The following is a 12,929-nucleotide window of genomic DNA, read 5'->3' on the forward strand; positions in this document are numbered from 1 at the left end:
ACCATGTTAGAAATTTTATTATCTATTCTGATTATTCTGGGTGGTTTTTTCACACTGGTTGGCTCATTAGGTTTGTTTAAGCTACCTGATTTTTATATGCGTTTACATGGGCCCACCAAAGCCAGCACACTCGGCGTTGGTGCAGTGCTGGTCGCTTCGGCTATTCATTTCAGTGTGAAAACAGGTGATATCAGCCTGCATGAAATCCTTGTCACCTTATTCTTATTTATCACAGCCCCGGTCAGTGCACATTTGATGGCAAAGGCAGCACTTCATATCAAAGTCAGACAAGAAAAACGTACACTCAATAAATCTGATCAGGAGCAGTAATGCATATCTGGGTCGATGCAGACGCCTGTCCGGCTGTTATCAAAGAAATCCTGATTCGGGCATCAAGACGCACCTCGCTACCACTTACCTTTATTGCTAACCACGCTATTAAGGTACCGGCAGATAACCAGATCCAGTTTATTCAGGTCGCCTCCGGTTTTGATATGGCCGACAATGAAATTGCCAGCCGTGTTCAGGCGAAAGACTTAGTCATTACGGCTGATATTCCACTTGCCAATGATGTCATCGACCGCGGTGGCATCTGTCTCAGCCCCCGTGGTGAGTTAATGGATAAAAGTAATATTGCCGCCCGTCTCACCATGCGTAATTTTATGGATACCATGCGTTCAAGTGGTGTGGATACTGGCGGTCAAAACGCATTTAATCATCGTGACAGAATGCAATTTGCCAACCAGCTAGACAAAATTATTCAATCGTCTCTTTAACAAAAAAACCGAATAATCGGAACATCCCTATTGATAATTCTGTCCTAGCGATGGTTTTCACAAAGGAGAGAGAAATGATAAATGATTCAATAGACCGTTACGGAAGTATCACCCGTTTTTTCCACTGGTTAGTGGCTGTTCTGGTTTTCCAGCAATTCTTCAAATTTGCTGACCGGATTAACGATGGTAAACATTGGCTGGGGGATACATTCGGTCCCTATCATGTCTCGATAGGTGCAATCATTATGATTCTCGCCATATTGCGTTTGTTATGGAGCATGAAACAAAAAAACCAACGGCCGATTATTGAAGGTGCCAACAGTAAACTGGTAAAAACGGTTCATGGCATCATGTACTTCTGCCTGATTGCCATGCCACCGCTCGGCGCACTCTATATTCATGGTCATGGTTATCCGGTGAAAGTATTTGGTCAGGTACTCATCGAAAAGCCAGCTGATAAAGTACAGTGGGCACATGACATCGGCGAGTTACACTCAATATTAGCTATCGTACTTGCCATTTTGGTGGTTGGTCATATTGGTGCCGCCCTTTATCACCACTTTATTCGAAAAGACGATACCCTGCGTCGTATGGCATAAAATAAAAAGCCCGGTTTGAAACCGGGCTTTTTTTATTTCAGCATCTGACGGATATTCGATAAGTGGGCTTTACCGCGCTCTTTGCGTTCTTCCGGATCCGCCTGTGTTTTTTCCGACATCCAGATCAGATCATCAGACGGTAGTTCACGAAGAAAACGACTTTCCTCACACTCCATCTTTTCGCCATAGCGTTTACGCGTATTGGCCATAGTCATGACCAGGCTACGTTGGGCTCGGGTAATGCCGACATAGGTCAGGCGACGTTCTTCTTCAATGGTGCCTTCTTCGATGCTGGTGCGATGAGGGAGAATTTCTTCTTCCATGCCAATCATAAATACATGAGGAAACTCCAGACCTTTTGCCGCATGTAAGGTCATCAAATGCACGGCGTCGGCCTGATTTTCGTCTTCCTGGCGATCCAGAATATCCATCAGCGTCAAACGGGCAGCAATATCACCAATACTTTTCTCTTCTGTGTCGTTTTCGATGATACGTTCGATCCAGCTCAGTAACTCGAGCACATTATCCATGCGGCGTTCGGCTTTGTTTGGATCACCACTGGTTTCTTCCAACCAGCCACGATATTCGATTTCTTCGACCATATCGCGAATGGCGCTCATTAAATCACCACGTTTTGCCCGGTCAGCAATATCGACTAGCCAATTAGCAAAATGCGTCAGGTTAATAATGGCTTTTTCAGGCAGCTTTTCTGCCAGGCCCATCTCAAAGCAGGCACCGAACAAGCTGGTCTTACGTTCAGAAGCATAATTGCCCAGAGCTTGTAATGTACTTGAACCTATACCACGACGCGGGGTGTTAATGACCCGAAGAAAGGCATTGTCATCATCCTGATTGGCCAGCAGGCGCAGATAGGCCATGATGTCTTTGACTTCAATCCGTGAGAAAAACGACGTCCCGCCCGTTAGAAAATAAGGCACATTATGTTCACGCAATACACGTTCAATCGGTCTGGACTGATGATTACTACGATAAAGAATCGCGTAATCCTTGAAATTCGCCTGATGTTTCAGCTTGTGATAAAGCAGCTCAGAGACGACTTTTTCCGACTCATGATCATCATCACGACAACCAATAACCCGAATCGGATCGCCCTCACCTAACGCACTCCATAATTGCTTCTCGAACACATGGGGATTATTACGAATCAAGGTATTCGCGACACGCAGAATACGGCTCATGGAACGATAATTCTGTTCCAGTTTAATCAACTTCAAACGCGGATAATCGGTCTGTAACTGCGCCAGATTTTCTGGCCTTGCACCACGCCATGAATATACCGACTGGTCATCATCCCCCACCACGGTCAGTGCTTCCCGTATACCGACCAGTTGTTTAACCAGCTCATACTGACAGCCATTGGTGTCCTGATACTCATCCACCAACAGATAGTGAATACGTGCCTGCCACTTTTTTAAAACATCATCATGTTCACGGAATAACACCACAGGTTTGAGGATCAGATCATCAAAATCAACCGCGTTGTATGCCTGCAAAGCAGCGGTATAAAGCGGGTACACTTTCGCCGCAGCCATCTGGGTACCGGCTTCGGCAATTTGCATCGCTTTCTCAGGCAGAATCAGCTGGTTTTTCCACTCTGAAATTTGCCACTGCACTTGCTCAGCGTGTTCACTATCGGCAGCAAAATCACGCCCCATAAGATCACGTAAAACCGCCAGACTGTCTTGCGCATCAAAAATAGAAAATCCACTGCGATAGCCCAGCGATTTATATTCACGGCGCAGAATATTTAATCCCAAGGTATGAAATGTCGACACCATCAAACCACGTGCTGCCGCGGAATTTTGGCGACTGGCCATGAGTTCAGAAACCCGGGTTTTCATTTCACGTGCGGCTTTATTGGTGAAAGTCACCGCAGCGATATTTTTTGCAGAAATGCCACATTGCTCAATCAGATAAGCAATTTTTCGGGTAATAACTCGCGTCTTACCACTACCGGCACCGGCTAAAACGAGAAGAGGTCCATCTATATGACGCGCAGCTTCCTGCTGCTGCGGATTAAGATCATTCAGCATCAACGCCTCTGAAAAACAACATGAGCAACCGAGTGTTGCCACTCAGTGATAACGTGAAACATATGGACATTAATAACCTACATCAAGCCGGCGATAGCTGATGGCTTCGCTAAGATGTTCAGTTTGTATTTGACGACTTCCAGCAAGGTCAGCAATCGTTCTGGCGACTTTTAAAATGCGATGATAGGCACGGGCTGATAAGCCCAGACGAATAATCGCTTTTTCTACCAGTTGATAATCTTGTTCAGTCAACAGACAAACTTCCTCTATCTCTTTTTGTTCCAGCAAATTATTCGCTTTACCCTGCCTGTCGAGCTGTCTGTGGCGCGCCTTTTCTACTCGATGGCGAACCTGCTCAGAATGCTCTGCAGTAGCATCAGCCGCTTGATTTCGTAATAAACGTTTATCCACTGCAGGTACCTCGACCAGCATGTCGATTCGGTCCAGTAACGGGCCGGAGACTTTAGCACGATAGCGACGAACTTGCTCTTCTGTACATCGACAACGCGACTCGCCAAGATAGCCGCAAGGGCAAGGGTTCATCGCTGCGACAAGTTGGAAACGCGCTGGAAACTCCGCCTGCTGTGCCGCTCTTGAAACCGAGATTTTGCCAGATTCTATCGGTTCGCGCAGTACTTCCAATACGCGGCGGTCAAACTCGGGCAGTTCATCTAAAAAAAGTACGCCATTATGCGCTAACGATATTTCTCCCGGTCTGGGTTGACTGCCACCGCCCACCAATGCCACGGCTGATGCAGTGTGATGCGGTGACCGAAATGGCCGCTGACGCCATTGAGCCGGATCAAAACCATTCGAGGCGATAGAATGTATTGCGGCTGTTTCCATGGCTTCAGCTTCTGACATGGAAGTTAATATTCCGGGCAGTCGGCTGGCCAGCATCGTTTTACCGGTTCCTGGTGGCCCACAAAAAAGAAGACTGTGTGAACCGGCAGCTGCAATTTCTAAAGCACGACGCGCATGTGACTGCCCACGAATATCAATCAAATCCGGATACTCAGGTTCAGTTGATATATCATCCGGTATTTCGGCCAGATTCAGTAATTGTTGTCCATGCAAATGAGCGCATACGGCCAGCAAACTATCCGCACCAAAACACTGACATTGCTCAATTAGCGCCGCTTCACTGGCATTGGCTGAGGGTAAAATCAAAATACGTTTAGCAGCAGAAGTGGCGAGTGCTGTTGGCAAAACACCACGTACAGAACGACACTCTCCGGCCAGACCTAATTCACCAATAAACTCTTTGTCAGCAATCGCTTTTAAGGGAATTTGCCCTGATGCCGCGAGTATTCCTAACGCAATAGGCAAATCAAATCGCCCGCCTTCTTTAGGTAAATCAGCGGGTGCTAAATTAATGGTGATGCGTTGCTGAGGAAAATTAAACTGTGAGTTCAAAATAGCAGAACGCACCCTGTCCTTACTTTCTTTGACTGCGGTTTCAGGCATCCCCACAATCGACAAACTGGGCAAACCATTCGATAAATGCACTTCTATGGTGACTGACTGGGCATGTATACCTGTCACCGCACGGCTATAGACCTTAGCGATACTCATATTCCATCCTTGGTTGAGCGTGTTTGAAAAATAATATTAGCCTATCTTTTTTTATATTGTCGTGAAACTTGTCGGATAAATAACGGACGAAAAAAGCGTAGATTTTTACGAAAGCGGTTGCTTATGTTAATTTAGTAGCGCACAACCCATCCAATACAAAACTCCGGAGTTTTTATGCACAAGCCTAGCTTGAGGACTATTTTTTTATTAATTTCAAGCACCTTCACCAATATCGCCATCGCTGACCAAGTTGTTCTGGACGATGGCAGTCTGCTGAAAGGGAATGTCAAACAAGTCGCAAATGGTCAGCTAATCATGGATACCGCCTTCGCCAACGAAGTAACCATTGATTATGCTCGGGTGAATCAAATCACTACTGACAAAAAGTTTTTGGTTGAACTGGAAAGTCGTGATCGTATCGTAGGTAAACTCAGTGTTGATAGTAATGGCCAGTCGCAACTGAGCGATACCGCTTTTGGCTCCGTGAATATCGATCCTAAAAATATAAAAAATGTCTGGGCGACCGATGCCACCAAACCACAAATTCTTGCTGTACAGCAAGAATACCAAGATGAAATAAAAACACTGAAAGCGGACAAAGAAAAAGAAGTCGAAGATCTGAAATCCTCCTATGAAACTGCTCTCACAGCTTTAAGAGAAGAACGTAATCGTTTACGTGATCCCTGGAGCGGCAGCATCGCGATGGGTATCACCGGTGCCTCAGGTAACACCAACCGTTTTGGCGCACATGGACGGGGTGAATTAAACCGTGAAACTGATCAAGAGCGTATGAACATCTACATGGAAGTTAACTTCCAGAAAGAGGATGGCGAGCAGACAGCCAATCAGAAACTGGCTGGACTTTCATTGGAACGTGATATCAGCGAAATGTGGTTTGCCAGAGGCTCCGCCGACTTTGAAATTGATGATTTTGAAGAGCTGGATTTACGTGCTATCGCCGCAGCGAGTTTAGGTCGTTTTTTCATTCGTGAAGATGATCTGAAATTCAAAGGTTTTGCTGGTCTCGGTTATCGTTTTGAGAGCTACTCAGACGGCACCAATGAAAAAGACCCAACGGGTGTGCTAGGGTACGATGTGAAATACAAAATGAATAGCAAACTGAGTCTATTCCACGACTTCACTTATTACCCCTCATTTAGCAGCCCAGGTAAAAACTACCTGATCGTGACTAACTTTGGTGGCGAAATGCCGATTACGGAAAAAGAAGACTGGAAAGTACGTGCTAGCCTACGTAGCAAGTACAACAGTCAGCCAGCACAAGATGCTGAAAGCACAGACACCACCTACCAGATGAATCTGGTGTATGACTGGGACTAATTAAAGTAGTCTGAAATAAAAAAGGCGCCCTGAGGCGCCTTTTTTATTATCGCTGATAGCGTATTAATCTAAATAGCTGCAGCAGTAATCAACTAACTCTAAGATCTGGATATCAAATGATGAGTTAGCTGGCACATTGAATGATTCGCCAGCGCTTACATCAATCCACTGAGCATCGCCTTTCAGACGATAAGTCAATTTACCGGCCAGAATTTCCATCAATTCTGCTTTTTCTGTACCAAAGGTAAATTCACCCGGCATCATAATGCCTAATGTTTTGTAGCTGCCATCAGCAAATGTCACTTTACGGCTGGTCACATTACCATCGAAATAAACGTTTGCTTCACGTGTGACCGTGACATTAGTAAATTCAGACATATTGTTTTCTCTTATTTAGGTGGGTTTTCTAACTCGGCGACACGATGTTCCAGTGCCTCCAACTTTTCACGGGTACGTAACAACACTTGAGCTTGCACATCAAATTCTTCACGCGTGACCAAATCCAGTTTGGTAAATGTCGCGGTGAGGGCTGCACGGATATTCTTTTCAGCATCTTCCTGCATTTGTACTAAACCTGGTGGTAATGCTTTGCTGATGCTTTGTACAACTTCTTCAATTTTTTTGGTATCAATCATCATTTTTCCCCTTATATCTCAATGACTATTCTACGGCATTTAAAAACAGACTCAATTTGTTATTTTTTGCCTAACAAGGATCCTAAAATACCTCTGACAATTCGCCGACCTAATTGACTGCCAATAGCACGCATCGTACTTTTGGCAAAGGCTTCCAGGACAGTCTCACGCCTTCTTGCCGTTGTTTTTGGCACATCCGCTGGCTGACTCTGTTCAGCCTCCTGAGCTTTTAATGCACGTTCCGCCAGCACTTCATACGCCGACTCTCTATCTAATGTCTTGTCATAAACACCAGCCACCAAAGAAGTCCTTAACAAGGTCTGCCTTTGCTGTTCAGTAACAGGTCCAATCTGACTTTGTGGTGGTTTAATCAGTGTCTGCTGCACGATCTGCGGTCGGCCTTTTTCATCAAGCGTAGACACCAATGCTTCGCCTACCCCTAAACTGGTCAGTGTTTCCCGGGTATCAAACGCCGGATTATCACGGAAAGTCTCTGCTGCTGCCTTTAAGGCTTTTTGATCTTTTACCGTGTAGGCACGCAAGGCGTGTTGAATCCGGTTACCTAATTGTCCAAGCACACTATCCGGGATATCAGTGGGGTTTTGCGTCACGAAATAAACACCGACGCCTTTTGAACGAATCAGTCGAACCACTTGCTCAATTTTATTCAGCAGAACTTTGGGCGCATCATCAAATAACAGATGGGCTTCATCAAAAAACAGTACCAACTTCGGCTTTTCCGGATCGCCCACTTCCGGTAATTGCTCAAATAACTCCGATAACAGCCATAACAAAAACGCACTATAAAGATTAGGAGACTGCATCAGACTATCAGCCGCCAGCAAATTAATAACACCGCGCCCCTGTTCATCTGTTTGCAACAGATCATCCAGGTTTAACATCGGCTCACCAAATAACTGGGCAGCGCCCTGTTCTTCAAGTCCTAATAAACGTCGTTGAATGGCGCCGACACTGGCGGCAGAAATATTACCGTACAGCGTTCTGAACTCAGTCGCATTCTCAGCAATAAACTGCAGCATGGCTCGCAGATCTTTTAAATCCAGCACCAACCAGCCGTTATCATCTGCCACCCGGAATACCAGATTTAGAATGCCCTGCTGGGTATCATTCAAATTCATCAAGCGGGATAACAGCAGTGGTCCCATATCTGAAATGGTTGCTCTGAGGGGATGCCCCTGTTTTCCATACACATCCCAGCAAGTGACCGGAAACCCAGTGAAGCCGAAATCTGACAGCCCCATTATTTCTACACGTTCGCTGATTTTCGGATGTGGTTTCCCCGCTTGGCTCACACCCGATAAGTCACCTTTAATATCTGCCGCAAAAACCGGTACACCGATCTGACTAAAGCTTTCCGCCAGCCCTTGTAAAGTGATGGTTTTCCCTGTTCCTGTCGCACCAGCGATCAAACCATGGCGATTGGCCATATTCGGTAATAAGGTCACTGCAGACGTTGACTGGCCTAAAAAGATAGGTGAAACCATGCTGTATCCTTTCTGTTATGGCGGAGATAAATGATGACGATGACTTATTAAATCATAAAATAAACACGATAAAGAAAACGGTTTGTCATGTGCTCTGCCAGTGGCTAGACTAGACCTTATTCACTATCTACTGGAAATAACTATGACCTCAACGGAAATCTGGGCACTCACTATTGTCATCGCTATTATTGCTGCATTAATCGGCTTTGCTGTGGGACGTCGCCAAGCTCCTGGCAGTGATCATCAAATGAAAGAAATCGCTGAGTCATACGACCGCCAACTGGCCGATAAACAAGCCGAACTCGACGCCTACAAACAAAAAGTGCACGCCCATTACGATAAAACAGCGCAAGCCTTCAAAGATATGGCCGGTTCATATAAAGAATTATTTGATCATCTGTCTCATGGTTATGAAGAACTGGGTAACTTTTCAGACCAACGCGTTTTACCAGAACGTGCCGGCGCACTTTTAGATGGGCCGGATACCCATACAGCAAAAGAATCGAACTTTATTCATCCAAACCATAAAGGTGATGAAGACGCGTTAACACGATAGAAAATCTTTATACTCGCATAAAAAAAGCCAGCTTAGAGCTGGCTTTTTTGTTTAACGGAAAAACGGTGTAATCAGGCTTTGCCTAACCCTTTGGCAATACGTTCACCAATATCACCATCAATATTTTTCCAGTACTCAATCACCCGTGACAATACGGGTTCTTCAACACCATCACTGACGTGACCTACTACGTTTGATACCAGACGATCACGTTGTGCATCGTCCATCACTTCACGGACTAAAATGCCGGCCTGACCAAAATCATCATCATCCTCACGTAAGGTATAAGCTTCACGTGTAAATTCACCACTGGCAGCCCAGGTAGTGTCTTCAGGATAGTTTTCAGGATCGGCTTTTGGCCCACCTTTCGAGTTCGGTGCATAAACCGGATCGGTCACATTTTGCACGCGCATCGCACCGTCTTTACTGTAGCTGTTCACAGGGCATTTCGGCGAATTCACCGGAATCTGCTTGTAGTTCACACCTAAACGGTGACGATGAGCATCGGCATAAGAAAACATCCGGCCCAGTAACATTTTGTCAGGGCTGATACCAATACCCGGCACTAAATTACTTGGCTCAAATGCGGCCTGTTCAATCTCAGTATGAAAATCAGTCGGATTACGGTTAAGCGTGAGTTGCCCAACTTCATGCAGTGGATAATCTTCATGAGGCCAGACCTTGGTTAAATCAAACGGATTCAGACGATAGGTTTTAGCCTCTTCAAACGGCATGATCTGCACCTTCATGGTCCAGCTTGGGTTATTCCCCTCTTTAATCGCATTAAATAAATCGCGTCTATGATAATCACCATCTTTACCCGCGAGCATGTCTGCGTCATCCTGAGTCAGAAAATCAATGCCCTGATTAGTTTTAAAGTGATATTTCACCCAAAACTTTTCCCCCTTATCATTCACCCATAAATAGGTATGACTCGAGTAACCATTCATATTGCGCCATGTTTTGGGAATCCCTCGGTCGCCCATTAACCATGTGACCTGATGAGCTGACTCTGGTGATAAGGTCCAAAAATCCCATTGCATATCATGGTCGCGCATCCCATTATCGGCACGACGCTTTTGTGAGCGAATAAAATGTTGAAACTTCAGTGGGTCACGGATGAAAAACACCGGTGTGTTATTGCCCACCATGTCGTAATTGCCTTCACTCGTGTAAAACTTAATGGAAAAACCACGCGGGTCACGCCAAGTATCAGGGCTTCCACGCTCACCCGCCACGCTGGAAAAACGCATCAAGGTCTCGGTTTCAGTACCAGGCTGAAACACCGCCGCCTTTGTGAACTGGCTGACATCATGTGTCACTTTAAAATGACCAAATGCACCAGAGCCCTTAGCATGCGGTTGTCGTTCTGGAATACGCTCACGATTAAAATTGGCCATTTGCTCAATTAAATATAAATCATGTAGCAAAATTGGCCCATCACGGCCAACGGTTAGCGAATGTTCATCACTGGAAACAGGCATCCCTGAATCAGTCGTTGTGCGATTGTTATCATTCCTGCTCATTTTTTTCTCCTCTCTTAAACCGTATTAAGAACACCTGAAGAACGGTGCGGCGGTGCTGAAACAAATCTGATAATTAGAATGGATAGGGTTTAGTCACCTTATACCTAGACTTTCCCCATATCAAAGATAAATAACTATTATTAAAAAACGTCACACCGGTGGTGGACTTTTAAACGAAAGTAATAACTTCTGAGCTAAAGACGGCTGAGCCTGAAACTCATGACCCGTCAATGGATAATTAAGAATATGGCTATAACCGGGAATGTGATGCTGTAACTCTTCATCCAGATTATTAAAGCCCATGGTCCAGTCATCAAACTCACGTTGCTGGATAAAACCTTCATCCAAGATGAGTATATTTTTATGACGCTTATCGCGGCAGATTTTCTCAAAGACGCGTTTCAATACCATTTCGTCGCCTTCCAAAACCTGCATAAACTCCCGGTCTTTATAAAGAAGCTGACCAGTGAGCTTATCCCTAAGATTATTTCTATGACACACCTCAAGCAAAGCTAATAGCTGAGCCTGAGAATAATCCTCTGTGGCTTTACTGACATAAGTAATGGAATACAAAGTGCCTCCTTACAGAAAGGCTTATCACCAGCAATTATTTGTTTGTCAGAAAATCACAGAGATAAGTTCAAAACGATAGTGAGGCAATATAACAACCCAGCAAAATGAATGGATTAATCTAAGTTAAAAATAGCGGTAAAAGTCAGAATGGTTTTATGAAATCGATATTGGATGGAGCCAATAGCTTTTCTAAGAATAACATGGAGGTCTGAATAGGTGTCTCAATAACTAATAAAATCCGACTTATAGCTTTTTCCTTTTATTCTAAGATGAATAGAAGACAAAACGCTTTGAGCCCAACTCCCAATTAACTAGTGAGCAAAGCTGCCACCAGCCCAAAACATGTGCCGTAATTACTAAAGCTGATTCAAAGCAAAACTGCCAAGCGTTGTGAATCCTTCTTCAAAGCTTGTTATACAATGTGCCAAAGTGACACATATATTGCTTATTTCACCTTTTAATACCATAATACTTGCGTGACATTTTGACACATTAGGAGATTACATTATGGCTACTACATTGCCTCGCATCACCGCTAGAGTAGATACCGAAACACAAGACTTACTCACAAAAGCTGCCGCGATTGCTGGCATGTCTAGCATTAACTCATTTGTTCTGAATGCAGCAATTGAAAAAGCCAAACAAGTGATCGAGCGTGAGCAATCGCTAAAACTGAGTAATGCTGACACGATGTTACTGATGGAGGCTCTAGACCGCCCACCTAGCTCGAATTCAAAACTGAAAGCTGCTTCTGAACGTTATGAAAACAAAACTCAATAATGAATACGGTACTTCTGGATAAAGCTAAACACGATAGAAACCGATTCAACTGTGGTGTAGCAGGGCTCAACAATTACTTAAAAGTAATGGCTAGTCAACAAGCAAAGAAAGACAACACCAGAACTTTCGTTTTAGAGGATGATAATGACAGTTCAGATATCATCGGCTTTTATACGCTAACAATGACACCAATTGACTTAGAGGCATTGCCCGATAAGTTACAAAAGAAACATCACTCATCTACTTCAGGAGGTCTGATTGCTCGTTTAGCCGTCGACGAGAGATACAAAGGAAAAGGCTTTGGCGAGTGGTTACTGGTAGACGCTCTTAGAAAGCTATTAGCAGCTAGTGATAGTGTGGCCTTTCCAGTCGTTATCGTTGACGCCAAAGACGGAGCAAAGCACTTCTATGAACGTTATGGCTTTCAAGCTTTTCAAGATGCTGAGCACAAACTCTTTATCACCATTGCCGATATTAGAGCGAGCTTAAGTGAGTAAAGCGCCAGCCTTGATAAACTCACCAGGATAATACTCTAAATAGTTTTAGTGATAGGAATCAATGGAGCTAAGTTCCTAACCCCATTGATTCCTATCTAATAAACTCTTTTAGTTATTCGGTTTTACTTCTTCCCATTGAGCGTTACCACCGCCCCAGTAAGCTCGGCAAGGATAGGGAGCGTTTGTGCCGTAACAGTTATTCGCTCTAAAACTACTAAAATCAAACTTATAGCCTTTTTCTTCCATACAAAGGTGAAGAGGAGCAATCTTGCTGTTAGGTAAATCTGCTCCACTCTGCACGTCTTTACCATATCCGCACTCTCTCATGTCTTTTATAGTTGTTTCCTTATCACTGCCTCGTTTATACCAAGCATCCCAGAGCGGGTCTGGAACAACCTGATATAGAGAACAGCCCGTCAAACTAAGCATAAAAAGAGTGAAAATAATTCTCGAAAAATAGGTCATCTGATACCTCCATGTATCGTGGTTTTGAAAAAGAAATTGCCTTAGCAAAG

At 44.5% G+C, this 12,929-nt stretch carries 15 protein-coding genes; 7 read left to right on the forward strand and 8 right to left on the reverse strand.

Features of this window, described 5'->3' with window-relative positions; all coding sequences use genetic code 11:
* The first annotated feature begins 3 nt into the window (after nt 1–3).
* The 3 genes from QQL60_RS07730 to QQL60_RS07740 all read left to right on the forward strand — a co-directional run bounded on the left by QQL60_RS07730 (nt 4) and on the right by QQL60_RS07740 (nt 1,375).
* Nucleotides 4–330, forward strand: coding sequence for a Na+/H+ antiporter subunit G (locus tag QQL60_RS07730; protein ID WP_007146390.1), 327 nt, complete (start codon nt 4–6; stop codon nt 328–330).
* The gene (locus tag QQL60_RS07735) at nt 330–776 is read left to right on the forward strand and encodes a YaiI/YqxD family protein (protein WP_284450756.1); all 447 of its coding nucleotides are present in this window, start codon (nt 330–332) and stop codon (nt 774–776) included. Before QQL60_RS07730 ends, QQL60_RS07735 begins: the two co-directional genes overlap by 1 nt.
* Nucleotides 777–850: 74 nt before the next feature.
* Entirely contained in the window at nt 851–1,375 is a 525-nt protein-coding gene (locus tag QQL60_RS07740; RefSeq protein WP_007146392.1) for a cytochrome b, read from the forward strand.
* Nucleotides 1,376–1,407: 32 nt separating this feature from the next.
* Here the strand turns inward: QQL60_RS07740 and rep are convergent, their stop codons facing one another.
* Both rep and QQL60_RS07750 read right to left on the reverse strand, forming a co-directional pair.
* On the reverse strand, nt 1,408–3,429 hold the full coding sequence (rep, locus tag QQL60_RS07745) for a DNA helicase Rep (protein WP_007146393.1): 2,022 nt from the start codon (nt 3,427–3,429) through the stop codon (nt 1,408–1,410).
* Between the two features lie 69 nt (nt 3,430–3,498).
* Nucleotides 3,499–5,004, reverse strand: coding sequence for a YifB family Mg chelatase-like AAA ATPase (locus tag QQL60_RS07750; protein ID WP_284722955.1), 1,506 nt, complete (start codon nt 5,002–5,004; stop codon nt 3,499–3,501).
* Nucleotides 5,005–5,178: 174 nt separating this feature from the next.
* Between QQL60_RS07750 and QQL60_RS07755 the strand changes: the two genes are divergently transcribed.
* Nucleotides 5,179–6,342 (forward strand): DUF481 domain-containing protein, encoded by a 1,164-nt coding sequence (locus QQL60_RS07755; protein ID WP_284722956.1) that lies wholly within the window; start codon nt 5,179–5,181, stop codon nt 6,340–6,342.
* 63 nt (nt 6,343–6,405) lie between these two features.
* Here the strand turns inward: QQL60_RS07755 and ppnP are convergent, their stop codons facing one another.
* The 3 genes from ppnP to QQL60_RS07770 are packed head-to-tail and all read right to left on the reverse strand — an operon-like array spanning nt 6,406 to nt 8,482.
* Nucleotides 6,406–6,720, reverse strand: coding sequence for a pyrimidine/purine nucleoside phosphorylase (gene ppnP / locus QQL60_RS07760; protein WP_007146396.1), 315 nt, complete (start codon nt 6,718–6,720; stop codon nt 6,406–6,408).
* A gap of 11 nt (nt 6,721–6,731) precedes the next feature.
* Complete coding sequence (ubiK, locus tag QQL60_RS07765; protein ID WP_007146397.1) at nt 6,732–6,977, reverse strand: ubiquinone biosynthesis accessory factor UbiK; 246 nt, start codon at nt 6,975–6,977, stop codon at nt 6,732–6,734.
* Nucleotides 6,978–7,036: 59 nt separating this feature from the next.
* Nucleotides 7,037–8,482, reverse strand: a complete 1,446-nt coding sequence (locus QQL60_RS07770; protein WP_284722957.1) for a helicase HerA-like C-terminal domain-containing protein — start codon at nt 8,480–8,482, stop codon at nt 7,037–7,039.
* Between the two features lie 142 nt (nt 8,483–8,624).
* Here QQL60_RS07770 and QQL60_RS07775 point away from each other — a divergent pair, with 142 nt between their 5' ends.
* Nucleotides 8,625–9,038 carry a ZapG family protein gene (locus QQL60_RS07775; RefSeq protein ID WP_273181244.1) on the forward strand — a complete coding sequence of 138 codons (414 nt, stop codon included), beginning with the start codon at nt 8,625–8,627 and terminating at the stop codon, nt 9,036–9,038.
* A gap of 71 nt (nt 9,039–9,109) precedes the next feature.
* Here QQL60_RS07775 and QQL60_RS07780 read toward each other — a convergent pair whose 3' ends face one another.
* Entirely contained in the window at nt 9,110–10,564 is a 1,455-nt protein-coding gene (locus QQL60_RS07780; RefSeq protein WP_284722958.1) for a catalase, read from the reverse strand.
* Between the two features lie 150 nt (nt 10,565–10,714).
* A complete protein-coding gene (locus QQL60_RS07785) occupies nt 10,715–11,137 on the reverse strand; it encodes a BLUF domain-containing protein (RefSeq protein WP_284722959.1) in 423 nt (140 codons plus the stop codon).
* A gap of 507 nt (nt 11,138–11,644) precedes the next feature.
* Between QQL60_RS07785 and QQL60_RS07790 the strand changes: the two genes are divergently transcribed.
* The gene (locus QQL60_RS07790; RefSeq protein ID WP_284722960.1) at nt 11,645–11,917 is read left to right on the forward strand and encodes a type II toxin-antitoxin system TacA family antitoxin; all 273 of its coding nucleotides are present in this window, start codon (nt 11,645–11,647) and stop codon (nt 11,915–11,917) included.
* Entirely contained in the window at nt 11,917–12,414 is a 498-nt protein-coding gene (locus tag QQL60_RS07795) for a GNAT family N-acetyltransferase (RefSeq protein ID WP_431356901.1), read from the forward strand. Before QQL60_RS07790 ends, QQL60_RS07795 begins: the two co-directional genes overlap by 1 nt.
* Nucleotides 12,415–12,522: 108 nt before the next feature.
* On the opposite strand, the gene QQL60_RS07800 is transcribed toward QQL60_RS07795, so the two are convergent.
* Entirely contained in the window at nt 12,523–12,879 is a 357-nt protein-coding gene (locus QQL60_RS07800; RefSeq protein WP_273181254.1) for a hypothetical protein, read from the reverse strand.
* Between the last annotated feature and the right edge of the window lie 50 nt (nt 12,880–12,929).

This window comes from Methylophaga thalassica (genome assembly GCF_030159795.1).
In the GTDB taxonomy this organism is placed as follows: domain Bacteria; phylum Pseudomonadota; class Gammaproteobacteria; order Nitrosococcales; family Methylophagaceae; genus Methylophaga; species Methylophaga thalassica.